Annotated in this window: 13 protein-coding genes; 5 read left to right on the top strand and 8 right to left on the bottom strand. The window is 65.0% G+C overall.

What is annotated here, in order from left to right:
* The first annotated feature begins 92 nt into the window (after positions 1–92).
* Positions 93–569: a Ros/MucR family transcriptional regulator gene (locus tag AC1DRP_RS14515; RefSeq protein ID WP_441492145.1), complete on the top strand. Its 477-nt coding sequence runs from the start codon at positions 93–95 to the stop codon at positions 567–569.
* A gap of 141 nt (positions 570–710) precedes the next feature.
* Here the strand turns inward: AC1DRP_RS14515 and AC1DRP_RS14510 are convergent, their stop codons facing one another.
* Genes AC1DRP_RS14510 through AC1DRP_RS14500 form a run of 3 tightly spaced genes read right to left on the bottom strand, consistent with a single transcriptional unit; the run spans position 711 to position 3,932 of the window.
* On the bottom strand, positions 711–1,790 hold the full coding sequence (locus AC1DRP_RS14510) for an HlyD family secretion protein (RefSeq protein WP_441504202.1): 1,080 nt from the start codon (positions 1,788–1,790) through the stop codon (positions 711–713).
* Between the two features lie 16 nt (positions 1,791–1,806).
* Positions 1,807–3,477, bottom strand: coding sequence for an MFS transporter (locus tag AC1DRP_RS14505; RefSeq protein WP_476768813.1), 1,671 nt, complete (start codon positions 3,475–3,477; stop codon positions 1,807–1,809).
* A gap of 11 nt (positions 3,478–3,488) precedes the next feature.
* Entirely contained in the window at positions 3,489–3,932 is a 444-nt protein-coding gene (locus AC1DRP_RS14500) for a MarR family winged helix-turn-helix transcriptional regulator (RefSeq protein WP_476768823.1), read from the bottom strand.
* 208 nt (positions 3,933–4,140) lie between these two features.
* Between AC1DRP_RS14500 and AC1DRP_RS14495 the strand changes: the two genes are divergently transcribed.
* On the top strand, positions 4,141–5,232 hold the full coding sequence (locus AC1DRP_RS14495) for a tartrate dehydrogenase (protein ID WP_476768812.1): 1,092 nt from the start codon (positions 4,141–4,143) through the stop codon (positions 5,230–5,232).
* Positions 5,233–5,277: 45 nt separating this feature from the next.
* On the opposite strand, the gene AC1DRP_RS14490 is transcribed toward AC1DRP_RS14495, so the two are convergent.
* Positions 5,278–6,285, bottom strand: a complete 1,008-nt coding sequence (locus tag AC1DRP_RS14490) for a PdxA family dehydrogenase (RefSeq protein WP_441504198.1) — start codon at positions 6,283–6,285, stop codon at positions 5,278–5,280.
* A gap of 86 nt (positions 6,286–6,371) precedes the next feature.
* Between AC1DRP_RS14490 and AC1DRP_RS14485 the strand changes: the two genes are divergently transcribed.
* Both AC1DRP_RS14485 and AC1DRP_RS14480 read left to right on the top strand, forming a co-directional pair.
* On the top strand, positions 6,372–7,337 hold the full coding sequence (locus AC1DRP_RS14485) for an alpha/beta fold hydrolase (protein WP_476768811.1): 966 nt from the start codon (positions 6,372–6,374) through the stop codon (positions 7,335–7,337).
* Positions 7,337–8,902, top strand: coding sequence for a rhodanese-like domain-containing protein (locus tag AC1DRP_RS14480; RefSeq protein ID WP_476768810.1), 1,566 nt, complete (start codon positions 7,337–7,339; stop codon positions 8,900–8,902). Before AC1DRP_RS14485 ends, AC1DRP_RS14480 begins: the two co-directional genes overlap by 1 nt.
* A gap of 61 nt (positions 8,903–8,963) precedes the next feature.
* Here AC1DRP_RS14480 and AC1DRP_RS14475 read toward each other — a convergent pair whose 3' ends face one another.
* Both AC1DRP_RS14475 and AC1DRP_RS14470 read right to left on the bottom strand, forming a co-directional pair.
* The gene (locus tag AC1DRP_RS14475) at positions 8,964–9,821 is read right to left on the bottom strand and encodes an isocitrate/isopropylmalate dehydrogenase family protein (protein ID WP_476768822.1); all 858 of its coding nucleotides are present in this window, start codon (positions 9,819–9,821) and stop codon (positions 8,964–8,966) included.
* A 75-nt stretch (positions 9,822–9,896) separates the two neighbouring features.
* Positions 9,897–11,315, bottom strand: a complete 1,419-nt coding sequence (locus AC1DRP_RS14470) for an MmgE/PrpD family protein (protein WP_476768809.1) — start codon at positions 11,313–11,315, stop codon at positions 9,897–9,899.
* 121 nt (positions 11,316–11,436) lie between these two features.
* Between AC1DRP_RS14470 and AC1DRP_RS14465 the strand changes: the two genes are divergently transcribed.
* A complete protein-coding gene (locus AC1DRP_RS14465; RefSeq protein ID WP_476768808.1) occupies positions 11,437–12,123 on the top strand; it encodes an FCD domain-containing protein in 687 nt (228 codons plus the stop codon).
* On the opposite strand, the gene AC1DRP_RS14460 is transcribed toward AC1DRP_RS14465, so the two are convergent.
* Positions 12,124–13,854, bottom strand: coding sequence for an ABC transporter permease (locus AC1DRP_RS14460; RefSeq protein ID WP_476768807.1), 1,731 nt, complete (start codon positions 13,852–13,854; stop codon positions 12,124–12,126).
* A gap of 111 nt (positions 13,855–13,965) precedes the next feature.
* A complete protein-coding gene (locus tag AC1DRP_RS14455; protein ID WP_441492157.1) occupies positions 13,966–15,027 on the bottom strand; it encodes an ABC transporter substrate-binding protein in 1,062 nt (353 codons plus the stop codon).
* Between the last annotated feature and the right edge of the window lie 29 nt (positions 15,028–15,056).

The following is a 15,056-nucleotide window of genomic DNA, read 5'->3' as shown; positions in this document are numbered from 1 at the left end:
GAATTGAGCGAACCACCGCAACGAGTATTGCAAATAGAACGTTCGGCAGGTTAAATGAGACCTAGGCGCAATATTCTGATTTGGGAAAAGCCATGGCCAACGAAGATGAAAATTATATTGATCTGACGGCGATGGTTATTTCGGCCTACGTCGCACATAACAATGTCCCTCGCAGCGATCTCGTTGGCTTGATTGCGAGCACGTATTCAGCGTTCGCGCAGCTCGACGCCAAATCCGAAGCTGCGCCGCCACCGGTCGCGCTCGTACCGGCCGTTCCGATCAAGAAGTCGGTCACGCCGGACGCCATCATCTGCCTGGAAGACGGCAAATCGTTCAAATCCCTCAGGCGTCATCTGGGTACGGCCTACAATCTCACTCCTGAGCAATATCGCACCAAGTGGGGCTTGCCCTCAGACTATCCGATGGTCGCACCGAACTATTCCGAGGCCCGGGCCGCCCTTGCAAAGGCATCGGGCCTGGGTCGCAAGGCCAAGGTGGTCCCGGCCGCACCCGTCGTCGCGAAGCCACCGCGCGCCAAGCGCGGCCCGCGCTCAGGCTCCAGCGCCTGACCCGGCCGCGAAGCTGACGGCCGTTGGCGCCTGCCGTTTCGGCGCTTTCGGGACTGGATATTTCTGGATCACCGCAGCCATTTTGGAGCGCGGGCGATCCAGAAGTCCGCAATTGTCCCCCTGGTCGCTTGCACGCCGATGTTATTGCTTGTCGGCGCTGGATAGGTTGACGGCTGCCTCAACCGGCGTGGCGGTGTCGATGCTGACGATGACCGACATGCCGGGCGCCAGATCCTCGGTCAAAGGCTGGCCGTGATCGATCGCGATCCGCACCGGCAGCCGCTGCGCAATCTTGGTAAAATTGCCGGTCGCATTGTCGGCCTTCAGGATGCTGAACTCGGAGCCCGTGGCTGGCGAGAACTCCTGGACATGCCCGGTCAACGAGGCGTGATGCAGCGCATCGACCGTAAAGGTCACCGGCTGGCCGATCTTCATCCCGGAGAGCTGGTTTTCCTTGAAGTTCGCGATCACCCATTTCCTGGCCGGAACCAGCGACGCCAGTTGCGTGCCAACAGCAACATATTGCCCGAGCCGCACGCCGATCTCGCCCATCTTGCCGTCCTGCGGCGCCAGGATGCGGGTGTTCTGCAGATCGATCGCGGCCAATTGCACTGCTGCCTCGGCATTGCGCACGGCTGCCTCCAGCCCGGCGCGCCCGACGATGATGGACTGCCGATCCTGCCGGGCGACATCGAGGGCCGCTTCGGCCTGGCGTAGGCTGGCGCGGGCCTGGTCGAGCACCAGACTGGCCTGATCGGCCGCGCTCTGCGTCGAAATCCCCTTCTCGCGCAGGGCGAGGATGCGCCCGGCATTGGCTTCCGCGGTTTCGACCGCCGCCTGCGCACTGGCGATCTGGGCTTCTCCGGAGCGCAGGCGCGCTTCGGCAGCGCGCTGCGATTGATCGGCATTGGCGAGATTGGCCCGCTGGCCGGCAAGAGTGGCCTGCGCCTGCCGCACACGCTGCTCGTAGATCCGGTCGTCGATCTGCACGATGAGATCACCAGCCTTCACCGTTTCGAAGTCCTGAACCGCGACTTTCTTCACATAGCCCGCCAATTGCGGGCTGATGATCGTGACCTGGCCTTTGACATAGGCATTCTCCGTGCTCTCGACCGAGCTGGCGAAGGGCGGCAGCCGCCAGGCGTAAAGCACGAGCAGCACACCGCCTGCGGCGACCAGCAGCGCAATCAGGGTTCCAGGTGAGCGAATGGCTTTCGACATGATGGCTGGTTTCGGTTCAGAGGGCTTCGGCCGGGCGTAAGAAGAACTTGGCGCTGCGCAGTCTTGCGTAGAGCAGATGGATGATCAGTCCGCCGAGCGCGGCTCCTGCCAGGGCCGCGATGAGCAGGAATGCGTCGTTATAGGCGAGGATATTGGCTTCGCGGCTGGCCTGCTGGGCGAACAGGGCGACGCCCTCGGCATTCAGCAGCCGCCCGTCGGTGAGCAGCTTTCCATAGACTGCCGAAAGCTGCCTCACCCGCTCCGCCACCGCCGGGTCGGACAGCGAGAAATGTTCGACGAGAAGGCTGGAATGGAACTTCTCGCGGAGCGTGACGAAGCTGCCGAAGAAAGCCGAACCGATCAGGCCGCCCAGACTCTGCGTGAAGAGGAAAACCACGATGAAGCTGGTAATAAAGGCCGGCCCCTGCCGGAGCGCAGCCATGAGACCGGTCAGCATCGCCGGAGGCAGGAACAGCGCGCCGCCAAACGCGATCAGGGCCTGGCTCAGATACATGTTGTCCGGCCGCGTCAGATTGGTCGCCTGACTATCCATGGCGGCACCGGCGCAAATGCAGAGCAGCGCGACGCCATGCAGCAGCGGCACGCGCTCGGGCTTGAGAGTGGCGCCGCAAAGGAGCCCGCCGCACAGCGAAGCCAGCAGGATCACCACATATAGCCCCCTGCTCTGCTCATTGAGCAGGCCAAGATTCTGGAACAGGGCGAGTGCACCCGAAGTCTGCTCGGACAGCACGATGCGGAAGACCAGCAGCACCGTCGTGATATGGAGCATTTCCCGGCTCATCAGCCAGCGCACATTCAGCAGCGGCGTCTCCCGATTGATCTCAATTGCCACCGCAAGCCCGAGCGACAGGATGGCCAGGGCAAGGCACCAGCCGATCCAGGGTGCTTCCAGCCACCAGACCAGGCGGCCCATCACCAGGATGACCGCGAGCAGGCCAAAGCCGATCGCGATCAAGGGGTAGCTGATGAAATCCAGCCGCTGCAGGACCTTCGCATGGGGAATCGGCGTCAGCGGCAGATAGAAGATCACGGCAAGCGAAATCAGCGCGAGGCCGATCGTCATCGTGTAGAGGCCCTGCCATTGGCCGATATCGAGCAGCATCGGCGAGATCAGCCGCGCCAGCGTAGGGGTGATCGCGGAGCAGGTCAGCGTCAGGCTCAAGCCCCATGACATCTTCCTGGCCGGAGGAAAGGCCTCGAGCATGTAGAGGAAGCCGAGTGTCGATATCGGCGATGCCGCCATGCCAGCGAGGAAGCGGACCCCGATCGCCGAATGCAGATCATGCGCGATGAGATGCAGAAGCGACGCGGCGACGAAGATGCAGATGCCGAGCTCAGCGAAACGGCGCAGCCCGAACTGGGTCCGGACCTTGGTCAGGATCAGGGTCAGGCTGACATTCGGCGCCATATAGGCGGCGATCAGCCAATTGATCTCGAGCTGAGTCGCCCCAAACGCCCCCTGGATCTGATTGGTATTGGCAGCCACGAAGTTCATGCCGAGGCCCTGTGTGCCAATCAGAAGGGCGGCGGCCGCGACATAGGCCGCGGCAACGGCAAAGGGCTTTGCCGGCAGCAGAGCCGGGCTCTCAGGGCGGGAAGGCTCTTGGACGTTCGCAGATGAAGGATCTGCTTCGGGCCGCGCTTCCGTTTCGTTGGTCGTAGCCATGGCCATGAGCCTCAGGACTGAGGCTCCATATTGCGGATCATCTGCCGAAGCACGCGGATCGCGATCTCGAGTTCGGCAGGGTCGATCTCGCGCAATACCTCGCGGCCGATCTCGCCGGAGATCTCCTCGATCTCCTCGACCTGATGTTGGGCGGCTGGGGTCAGGCTGATCTGTTTCGCCCGCCGATCGCCGTCGATGGCGCTTCGCTCGATCAGGCCGTTCTTCTCCATCCCGTCGAGCAGGCGCACGACGGTCGGGCCCTCGACCTCCAGCAGACTGGCGAGTTCCGTCTGATTGATCGCCGGGCAACGCGAGAGATGAAGCAATGCGCGTGCACGCGACAAGGTCAGGCCGCGTTGGCGCACAAGGCGATCGAACAGGGTTCGCAATTTGCGGCCGGCCGTCGACAGCTCCGTCAGGAAGCTGCGCTCGAATCCAGGTTGGGCACCGTCCATAGAACGCATATATGTAGTATGCTATCTATTAGTCAAGCACCCAACCAAAGGCATTCGGACAAACCCAGGCGCAGGCCGACAATCCGTCGGGGATGCCCGAGGCTAGGAGCGCAGCGGTTTTCCTTGCCCAGCCGGTAGACTATTTCCGACACGGCTCTATAATTGTCGACAATAGGCAATAATTCGAACGCAAGGACGGAGCCGTCTGATGAAAACCTACAGGATTGCCGCCATTCCCGGCGACGGGATCGGCGCCGAGGTGATCGAGGCGGGTCTCGAAGTCCTGTCGCTCTGCGCCGCCCGGTCCGGCAGTTTCGCGTTCGACTTCACCCATTTCGATTGGGGTTCGGACTACTTCAAGCGCCATGGCCGGATGATGCCCGAAGACGGGCTCGACCGCATCCGCGATTGCGACGCGATCTATTTCGGTGCCGTCGGCGCGCCCGATGTGCCCGATCATGTCACCCTATGGGGCCTGAGGCTCGCCATCTGTCAGCCCTTCGACCAATACGCGAATGTGCGCCCGACGCGCATCCTGCCGGGCATCGAGCCGCCCCTGCGCGGGGTGGCTCCGGATGATCTCGACTGGGTGATCGTGCGCGAGAATTCGGAGGGCGAATATGCCGGCCAGGGCGGGCGCTCGCATCGCGGGCAACCCGAGGAGATCGCGACCGAGGTCTCGATCTTCACCCGCGGCGGGGTCACGCRCATCATGCGCTTCGCCTTCGAAATGGCGCGCTCTCGTCCCCGCAAACTCTTGACCGTCGTCACCAAGTCGAACGCACAGCGCCACGGCATGGTGATGTGGGATGAGATCGCCGCCGAAGTGGCGCGCGAGTTTCCCGACGTGACCTGGGACAAGATGCTGGTCGACGCCATGACCATCCGCATGACACTGAAGCCGCGGAGCCTCGACACGATCGTCGCGACGAATCTTCATGCCGACATCCTGTCCGACCTCGCCGCAGCCCTCGCCGGCTCGATCGGCATTGCCCCCACCGCCAATCTCGACCCCGAGCGCCGCTTTCCCTCGATGTTCGAGCCGATCCACGGCTCCGCCTTCGACATCACCGGCAAGGGCATTGCCAATCCGATCGCCAGCTTCTGGTCCGCCGTGATGATGCTCGACCATCTCGGCGAGGCGGACGCAGCCGCGCGGCTGATGCGCGCAATCGAGCGCGTCACGGCTGACCGGGCAAACCACACGCCGGATCTCGGCGGCGCGGCGACCACGCGCTCGGTGACCGATGCAGTGCTGGAGGCGCTCCGCGGCGACAATCTCGCTCACGCCGCCAGCTGACCGGCGCCCTGCGGATAGCGGCATCGTCGCGACCCGCCCGGCGGTTCAGGCGGCGACGCGGACTGTCGCCAGTCGGCTCGCAAGTTCGACGGCGCTCTGGAGCGCGCCGGGCGAGGCCACTCCCTGGCCGACAATGTCGAATGCTGTGCCATGCGCTGGCGTCGTGAAGACGACATCGAGCCCCGCCGTCACCGTGACGCCGCGATTGAAGCCCCTGAGCTTCGTCGCGATCTGGCCCTGGTCGTGATACATGGCCACAACGCTGTCGAATTCGCCGGCGAAGGCACGAATATAGACCGTATCGGCCGGATAGGGCCCGGTGCAGCTGATGCCTCCAGCCGCGATCCGCTCCACGGTCGGCCGGATTAGCTCGATCTCGTCGCGGCCGAACAGGCCGTTCTCGCCGGCGTGAGGATTGAGTGCGGCCACCGCGATGCGCGGGCTGACGATCCCGGCGCGCTTCATCATCCGGTCGACGAGTTCGACCGCATCGGTGATCGCGCGCGCATCGATCAGGTCGAGGGCTTCGCGCAGCGAGACATGCGACGTCACCCGCGACATCCACTGGCCGTCGAGCACGTTCATTTCCGAGAAATAGCCGTGATGCCTGAGCAGATGCGCGAACAACTTGTGCTCGTCKGGAAAGCGCCAGCCACCTGCGAACATCGCGGCCTTGTTCAGCGGCGCGAAGGTGATCGCATCGAGCTCCCCGGCCTGCGCCATGCTGATCGCACGGGCCAGCGTCTCGCCTGTGATCCGGCCGGATTCCGCCGATATCTGCCCGCGCCCGAGTTGAGCCGGATCGGCATTGCCGAGATCGACGAGCGGGATCTCGGGAGCATCCCAGTCGATCTCGTCGCGTTCAGTCACGCCGGTCCAACGGAGCTGAACACCGGCATCGCGCGCGCCCTGCTCCAGCACGCGACGATCACCAATCGCAACGAGCCGGACATGCTCGCGATAGCGGCCTGCGGCGAGAACCTTGGCCGCGATCTCGGGACCGATGCCGGTCGCGTCTCCGAAGAGGAAGCCGAGGCGAGGCTTATCCTGCATGGCGGCCATGACGTCCCTCAGATTCAAGATGCTTATTGTCGACAATATGATATTCATCGCATGGGATCCGATGAGGAGCAATGCCGATGATGCTGGAACGATCAGAACCCGGGGCGAACCTGCCGCCACTCCTGCCGCATAGCACCGTGCTGATGGCAGGATTCGAGCGGCGTAAACTGCGCACCCGCGGTGCCGAAATCGAGGTGGCCATAGCCGGAAGCGGGCCGCCCTTGCTGCTGATCCACGGCAACCCGCTCAATCTGTCGAGCTGGCACAAGATTGCGCCATCGCTGGCTCAGAGCTTCACGGTGGTCGCGACCGACCTGCGCGGGTATGGCGACAGCTCCAAGCCCGACGGCGGAGAGGATCATGCCGGCTACAGTTTCCGCGCGATGGGCGAGGACAATTTCGACGTGATGGACGCGCTCGGATTCGACCGTTTCGCAGTCGCCGGGCACGACCGGGGCGCGCGCGTCGCCTTCCGCATGGCTCTCGACCAGCCGGACCGCGTCACCGCGCTGGCCGCTCTCGACATCGTGCCGACCCATCATGTCCTGACCAATGTCAGCCTCGGCTGGGGGCTTGAATCCTACCACTGGTTCTTCATGGCGCAGAAAGCGCCGTTTCCCGAGCGGCTGATCTGCGCCGATCTCGACTATTACATCCGCTACAAGCTCAACAAGAAGGGTGTCGGGCTCGAGATCTTCACGCCCGAGGCGCTGGCTGACTACGCACGCTGCACGACCCCGGAGCAGATTCACGCCGTCTGCGAAGATTATCGCGCCACCGTGACCCTCGACCTTGCCATGGACACGGCGGATTACGGCAAGCGCAAGATCGCCTGCCCCGTCCTCGTCCTGTGGGGCTCGAACAGCCATTGCGGCCGGCATTTCAAGCCGCTCGAAGCCTGGCAGGAATGGGCGGACGGCGTGCGCGGCTGGGCCATTCCGACCGGGCACTATCCGGCCGAGCACCGACCCGACCTCGTCTACGCCGCCTTCCATGACTTCTTCTCGGGACGTGAGCCCGTGCCCTATGCCGAAGCCGCCTGATGCCGGCGCTCGATCCGCAGGAAGCGAAGCGGAGGCTGCACGCACCCGGGGAGATCGCCTGTCTCGATTTGCGCGAACAGGGTCAGTACGGCGAAGGCCACCCCTTCCTCGCCGTGCCCTGCCCCTATAGCCGGCTGGAGGCGCTGGTCGGGGTACTCGTGCCCCGCCGCGACGTGCCGGTCGTGCTGGTCGACGAGGGCGATGGGGTGTCCGAGCGCGCCGCAACGCGGCTCACCGCGATGGGTTACAGCCGTATCGACTGGATCGCGGGCGGCGCCCCGGCCTGGGCGGCGGCCGGATACACCCTGTTCAAGGGCGTGAACCTGCCGAGCAAGACGCTGGGCGAGCTGGTCGAGGAGCATTGGCACGTGCCTGCGATCGGTCCCGACACTCTCGACGCCTGGCAGGAGCAGGGCCGCCCGCTGCACCTCCTCGACGGTCGCTCAGCCGGCGAATACACGAAGATGACGATCCCGGGCTCGCGCTCCTTTCCGAACGGAGAGGCGGCGCATCGCTGGGACGCACTCGCCCCGGGGGAAGCCCCCGTCATCATCAACTGCGCCGGGCGGACGCGCAGCATCATCGGCACCGCGGGCTTGGCGCTGATGCAGCCGGGCGCAGTGGTGCTTGCCCTGGAAAACGGGACGCAGGGCTGGGCGCTCTCGGGCCGTGCGCTCGCGTATGACTCTGCCGCCGGTCCTTTGCCGCAGATCGACCGCGCGGCAAGCCGCCTGCGGGCCGATGCCTTCATGCGCACGCATGCTATTTCGCGGATCGACCGCCTCAAAGCCGAAGACCTCGCCGGAGAGCCCGGCCGCACGACCTATCTTCTCGACATGCGCGATCCGGCCGAGCACGCGGCCACGCCGCATGCCGCGGCGGCCTCAGCGCCAGGAGGCCAGCTCATTCAGGCCACGGACCACTGGATCGGCGTCCGCCGAGCGCGCATCATCCTGGCCGACGATACCGGGTTGCGCGCGGCGCTCGCTGCGTTCTGGCTGCGCCAACTCGGCTACGAAACCTATGTGCTTCCCGATATCGAGTCCTGGCCGGCCGACTGGCGCCTGCCGGTATCCGAACCGCCTCCCGACCTTGTCGCACCACCTGCAATCAGCGCCGATGAGGCGATCGAGCGCGCGCAAGCCGGAGACCTGCTGCTCGACCTGCGCGGCTCGCTTGCCTATCGCGCCGGCCATCTGCCGGGCGCCGCCTGGTCGATCCGGCCGCGCCTGCCGGCCGTGGCGGGCCGGCATGTGCTGCTTGCGGGAGACGAGACAGCAACCGCGCTCGCCAGCCGCGACCTCGCGGAATGCGGCGCGACATCGGTTCGCCGGGTCACAGGCGACGCAAGCGATTGGCGCGCGGAGGGGCTTGCCCTCGACAGCTCGCCCGACGCCCCCGCGGACGCCGACGCCATCGACTTTCTGTTCTTCGTGCACGACCGGCACGACGGCAATCTCGATGCCGCGCGGCGCTATCTTGCCTGGGAGCTCGGGCTGGTCGCCCAGCTCGACGCAGACGAACGCGGCGAATATCGGCTCGACACGCTCGACCTCAGAGCCTGATGCAACATTTCGGCATCGGGCTCAGGATCGTCGGAGCGGAACGCGTATCCGGCCCGCTGATCTAACCGATCGCCCTGGTGATCGCCTCGGTCATGCCACGGGTCCCGGTGGTGCCGCGGATGTCGCGCGTGCGCGTCTCGGGCCCCGAGAGCGCGGAGCGGATCGCCGCTTCCATCGTGCGTGCGGCCTCCACCGCCTGCGGCAGGGATCGGACCCGGCCGAGATGCTCGATCAGCATCCGCGTCGACTCGATCATTGCATAGGGATTGGCTACGCCCTTGCCGGCAATGTCGGGCGCCGAACCATGCGTCGCCTGCGCCATGGCGAGGCCGCCCTCGCCGATGCACAGGCCGGGCGCCATGCCGAGCCCGCCGACCAGCCCCGCGGCTTCATCGGTCAGGATGTCGCCGAACATGTTCGTCGTCACCACAGTGTCGAAGCTCTGCGGATCGCGCACCAGGCGCATTGCGAAGGTATCGACGATCACCTCGTCGATCGTGACATCGGGATAATCCTTCGCCGCCTCGTAGCAGCTCTCCACGAACATGCCGCAGCCGAGCTTGAACACCGTGTTCTTGTGCACGAGCGTCAGGCGCTTGCGCCGCGACCGGGCGATGTCGAGCGCGGCACGGGCGACCTTGCGGCTGCCCCTGCGCGAGATGACGCGCACCGAGATTGTCAGGTCGTCATTGGGCCGGAACTCGCCCGAGCCCATCACGACATTGCGGTCCGGCTGGAAGCCCTCGTTGTTCTCGCGCACGATGACGAGGTCGACATCGTCATAGATGCAGCCGATGTCGGGGTAGGATCGCGTCGGGCGGACATTGGCGAACAGGTCGAAATGCTTGCGCAGGATCGGATGCGGATTGATCGCGCCCGGCCCCTTTGGATAGGCCTGATGACCGATCGGCCCGAGGATGAAGCCGTCGAAGGTGGCGAGTCTCGTGGCCGATATCGTCCCCGTTGAGGACGCCGATGGTGAGCTTCGCCATGGTCAGAGCCTCAAGGGCGCCATCAGGCGCTCGATCGAGGGCAGAGTGTCCAGGTCGCGCACCATGGCGATCACGTCCTCGATCCGTTCCCGGCCGAGACTGGCGAAGCCCGCGGTCTCGCGGAACTTGTCCGAGACCTCCTCGTAGCTCATCGGGTTGGCCGGACTTCCCTTGCCGAAATCGGCCCGGCCCGAGATGGTCCGGCCATCTTTCAGCGTAATGGCGATGAGGGTCGTCATCTTGTCGTAACCGGCGGCCTCAGCCTCATCGTCCACCACGAAATCGACCCGCTCGATCATTGCCTTGACGTCGGCGCGGTTCACCACCGCGTCGGTGAATTCCGCAAGGCCGGCCTTACCCTCGATCAGGAGGATCGCCATGCAGAACTCCATCGAGAACTTGGCCTGGAGCTCGTTGGTCGGCCGATGGTGGATCAGCGCGTTGGGCATGTTGTGGTTGGTGCCGACGCGGACCCGCTCCACCGCGTCCGCGGTGATCCGGTTCTCGCGGATGAGACGCAGCATCTCGGTCATACCCGGATGGGTCAGCGAGCCTGAAGGATGCGGCTTGATCGAGATGCCGGGCGCCGCAAAGGTCCAGGGCGCCCCGAGCTGGTTCAGGATGGCGCCCTCGTCATAGCCGCCGCCGGCAGCCCGGAAGAAGCCGCGCGGCGCCTCCAGGATCTTGTCCGTGGCGCTCCAGCCATATTCGGCGAACTGAGCCGCCGCGACGCCGCTCTCCGACGAGCGCCCGGCATGGAAGGGCTTGGTCATCGTGCCGAAATTCTCGCGCAGTCCGGCCGACTGACTGCCGGCGATCGACAGCGCGCGCAGGGTCTGGTCGAGGTCGAGCCCCATCAGCCTGGCGCTGGCCGCCGCAGCCGCGAAGGTGCCGCAGGTGGCCGTGGCGTGGAAACCGGTCTGGTAATGTCGCGGGTTGATCGCCTCGGCGATCTTGCACTCCACCTCGACGCCAAGATGGTAGGCGAGCATCACATCGCGCCCGCTGGCACCCTTCGCCTCGCCCATGGCAAGCGCCGCCGGCAGCGCAGGTGCGGTCGGATGGGTGAGGAGCCCGTAGACCCGGTCCTTGGCCACGGCAAGCTGGGTATCGTCATAGTCGTCGGCGTGAATGCCGACGCCGTTGGCGAAGGCCGCGAAGCGCGGCGCGACCTTCAGCCGCGAGCCGATGACCGTGGCCGGTCCGCTCGCCAGGTTCAGATCGGCGAGATGGCGGCGCACATAGTTGCCGCTATGGGCGACCGAGCCCGACAACGCCAGCCCGAGCCCGTCGAGGATCGATTTCTTGCCGAGTGCGACGACATCGCCGGGCAGATCCGCCGGCGACGCATCGCAGATGAAGGACGCCACATAGCGCGTCAGACCGTTATCCGCGGGCGAAAGGTTATCGGGCGTCTTCATGGCGTCCTCCAGGCTAGCCATCAGCCTCTAATTGTCTTTTGCCGATTGTCAACAGTTTAAGATCCAATGGCGTTGCCCGGCTCCGACTGATAGATTGGGCCAATCACACGGAACCCAGTGCATGAGCCTCGATATCGATTCCGCCCTGCAGCTTCGCCGCAACCAGTCCCTGACCTCGATCATCCGCCACGAGTTGGAGCAGATGATCGAACGGGGCGAACTGAGTGCCGGCGAGCGCCTCAACGAGAACGCGCTCGCCGCCAGGCTGGGTGTCAGCCGGGGGCCGATCCGCGAGGCATGCCGGGGACTCGAGCAGAGCGGGCTGGTGAACGTCGTGGTCAACCGTGGCGTGTTCATCCGCGCGCTCGACGGGCGCGAGGCGGCCGAGCTCTACGAAATACKGGCGGCGCTCTACGGTTTGGCAGGCAGGTTGCTGGCGCCCATCGTCACGGACGAGCAGGTGGCCATCCTCTCCGGCTATGTCGCGGAGATGGACGCCGCGATGGCAGCCGGCGACCTCAACAGCTTCTATCCCGGCAATCTGCGCTTCCACGAAGCCATCGTCGAATTCGGCGGCAATGGCCGCCTCGCAGCCGAATGCGCCGCCATCCACCGCGAGATGCACCTCCTGCGCCGCCGCACCCTCGATATGCCCGGCCGGATGACGACCTCGAATGACGAGCACCGCGCGATCCTCGAACGGATCGCGGCACGCGACCCCGCCGGTGCCGAGGCTGCACTGGAGGAGCATGTCCTGATCAGTCGCACCGCCTTGTTCGGCCCGCTCGGCCATTACCCGGACGCCTGATCAGCCGCGGACCGGCGCGACCTTCGCGCCGCCCAGGAGCGGCAGGCGGTTGGCGAGGAACACGACCGCGAACGAGACGATCAGCAGCATGATCCCGAGCACCGAGATCGCGCCGAGATCGCCGGATTCGTTGAGGTCGTAGATGATGACCGATACGAGCTTGGTGTCGGCGGTGGTCAGCAGGATCGTCGCCGAAAGCTCGCGGATCGTGCCGATGAACACGAAGCACCATGCCGCCACGACGTTTGAGCGCAACAACGGCGCGGTGATGGTGCGCAGGGTCGTCATCCGCGTCGCGCCGAGGATGCGCCCCGCCTCCTCGAGCTCGACATGCACGCTCTTGAAGGCGGACGAGAGTTGCTGGTAGCCCGCAGGCATCTCGATGGTCAGGAAAGCGATCAGCAGGATCCAGAGCGTGCCGTAGAGCGGCAATATCGGGCTGGAATAGCTGAGGAAGAGGCCGACGCCGAGGACGATGCCGGGGATCGCGACCGGCGCGGTAGCGAGATAGCCGAGCAGCGGAGCCCCGCGCGAACTGCCGCGCGTGACGAGATAGGCCACGACGAGCGCGATCGCCGTGCCGATGGTCGCGGTGAGGAAGCCGAGCAGGAACGTGTTGCGCAGCGCAAGTTGTGTCGCCGAGAACTCGAAGAACACGAACCAGATATGGTGGAGCGTGAAGCTCTCGAAGGTCAGCGGCTCCGCCACCGTGCGGGTGAGCGCGGTCTTCACCAGCGCGGCATAGGGCATCAGCACCGTCAGCGACAGGATAAGGAAGGTGAAGCCGAGCGCCAGCCATTTCCAGCGCCCGAGCACCGTGATGCGCGCGCTGCCGCTCTTGCCGCCGACCGTGGTGTATCCGCGCCGGCCAAGGATGCGCCGCTGCGTCCAGAGCAGCAGGATGGTGACGAGGAGCAGCGGCAACGCCGCCGCCGCAGCGAGCCCGGGCTTGGGCGGGTACTGGAACAGGCTCCAGATCTTGGTGGTGATGACGTGGAAATTCGCCGGTAGGGCGAGGATGGCAGGCGAGCCGAACATGGTCAGCGCCTGCAGCACCGCGATCAGCGAGCCTGCGAGCATGGCCGGCAGGACGAGGGGCACCGTCACCTTGCGCAAGGTCGTCCACAGGCCACCGCCGAGGATGGCGGATGCCTCCTCAAGTTCGGTCGGAACGCGTTCGAGCGCGTTCGTCACCAAGGTGAAGACATAGGGAAACGTGTAGCACGCGATCGCGAAGACGAGGCCGGACAGGGTGTAGATGTCGACGAGGTACTCGTAGGGATCGAGGTCGAACAGCCAGCGATAGACGGCATTGATGATGCCGCTATTGGGCGCGGCCAGGATCTCCCAGGCGATGGCGCCGAGGAAGGGCGGGGTCACGAAGGAGGCCATGACGAGCCCGCGCACGAGCGTGCGACCCGGCATGTCGGTGCGGGCCACGATCCAGGCGAGTGGCGTCGCGATGGCGCAGGACAGCACACCGACGCTGAGCGCCGTGGTGATCGCCACGATGAACGGCCGGCGCAGCGTCGCATCGCTGACCAGAGCCCTGAAATTCGCCAGGCTGAGGCTGCCGGACTGATCGGTCACGGCGTAGTAGCCGAGCCATGCGAGCGGCAGCACGACCAGCACCGAAAGGATAACCGTGAGCAGCACGAAGATCGGCCGCGACCAGTCGATGGTGACGTGGCGTATGGGAACTCCGGACACGATCCCGGTTATCGCTGTCATGAGGATCTCCGTGCGCCGCCAGCGCGCGACGCGCCGGCGCCGGGTGCAGCTCTCGTCAAAGGGCGATGCACGGCGCGGAAGATCCGCGCCGTGGGGTCCGCGCGGAACGGATCAGGTGCCGAAATACTCTTCGTATTTCTTCTTGATCATCTCGATATTCGGCTCGAGCTTCAGCGGGTCGGAATAGAGCAGCTTGATCTTGGAAAGCGGCGTACGCGTCTCCTTCTCCTTGACGCGCGGGTGGAACGAGCGAAGCCCGCCGGAATCGCTGTTGAGCTGTTGTGTCTCCTGGTCGAAGAGGAAGGAGTAGAACAGCTTCGCGGCATTGGGGTGCGGCGCGTTCTTCAGTATCCCGCCATGACCGATGGCGATCGGCGTGCCCTCGGTCGCATAGACGATCTCGACGGGAACGCCGGACTCCTTGAGCATGAACATGTTGTATTCGTTGCCGTCGGCTTCGATCGAACGTTCGCCCTGGGCGAGTTTCTTCGGCGGCTCTGTCGATGACTGGACCTGCATGATGCGCTGCTTGCCGAGCTTCTCGAAGAACTCCCAGCCGAGCGCCTGACTGAGGACGTCCGTGCCGGTCATCACCGTGCCGGAATAGCCGGGATGGGCCTTGACGATGCGGCCGCGCCATTTCGGATCGAGCAGGTCGGCATGGCTCTTGGGCGCATCCTCCGCCTTCACCTGCTTGCTGTTGTAACCGATGACCGAGAGATGCGCGCGATAGGCCGCATAATAGCCGTCGGCATCCTTGGCCTCCTTCGGCCAGTCCTTCGCGACCTCGGCCGGCACGGCCTGGGCCAGCCAGCCATTGCGCTTGAACAGGACGAAATGCACCGCGTCGGAGGTTTCGACGACGTCGGCATTATGGATGGAGCTGCCATATTCCTGGCTGAGGCGCTGGAACACCCGCTCGGAACCGGAACGCTCGACCTTCACCTTGATGCCGGGATATTTCGCCTCAAACGCATTGCCGACCTTTTCCGAGACCGCCACGTCGGTCGCGGTGTAGAAGGTGACCGTGCCTTCTTTCTTCGCCGCCTCGATAAGCTCCGGCGTTACCTGATAGGGGGCCGGAGCCTGCGCCAAAGCGGGCATGCTTCCGAGAGCGGTCGAGAGCAGAAGGCCGGCCACCACGGATCGTCTGTCGAACATTGGGCGTGTCATTCTCGTTCCTCCTCATTGTTATGATGTTG

It is taken from the genome of Allobosea sp. 01N443, assembly GCF_056399325.1.
The sequence above is the reverse complement of the archived record's forward strand: the minus strand, read 5'-3'. Positions and strand labels throughout refer to the sequence as shown.

Bases quoted from the DNA above. Each gene is read 5' to 3' on its own strand.
- AC1DRP_RS14470 (WP_476768809.1), bottom strand. From the start codon at position 11,315: ATGAAGACGCCCGATAACCTTTCGCCCGCGGATAACGGTCTGACGCGC.
- AC1DRP_RS14455 (WP_441492157.1), bottom strand. From the start codon at position 15,027: ATGACACGCCCAATGTTCGACAGACGATCCGTGGTGGCCGGCCTTCTG.
- AC1DRP_RS14510 (WP_441504202.1), bottom strand. From the start codon at position 1,790: ATGTCGAAAGCCATTCGCTCACCTGGAACCCTGATTGCGCTGCTGGTC.
- AC1DRP_RS14460 (WP_476768807.1), bottom strand. From the start codon at position 13,854: ATGACAGCGATAACCGGGATCGTGTCCGGAGTTCCCATACGCCACGTC.
- AC1DRP_RS14480 (WP_476768810.1), top strand. From the start codon at position 7,337: ATGCCGGCGCTCGATCCGCAGGAAGCGAAGCGGAGGCTGCACGCACCC.
- AC1DRP_RS14515 (WP_441492145.1), top strand. From the start codon at position 93: ATGGCCAACGAAGATGAAAATTATATTGATCTGACGGCGATGGTTATT.
- AC1DRP_RS14485 (WP_476768811.1), top strand. From the start codon at position 6,372: ATGATGCTGGAACGATCAGAACCCGGGGCGAACCTGCCGCCACTCCTG.
- AC1DRP_RS14500 (WP_476768823.1), bottom strand. From the start codon at position 3,932: ATGGACGGTGCCCAACCTGGATTCGAGCGCAGCTTCCTGACGGAGCTG.
- AC1DRP_RS14505 (WP_476768813.1), bottom strand. From the start codon at position 3,477: ATGGCTACGACCAACGAAACGGAAGCGCGGCCCGAAGCAGATCCTTCA.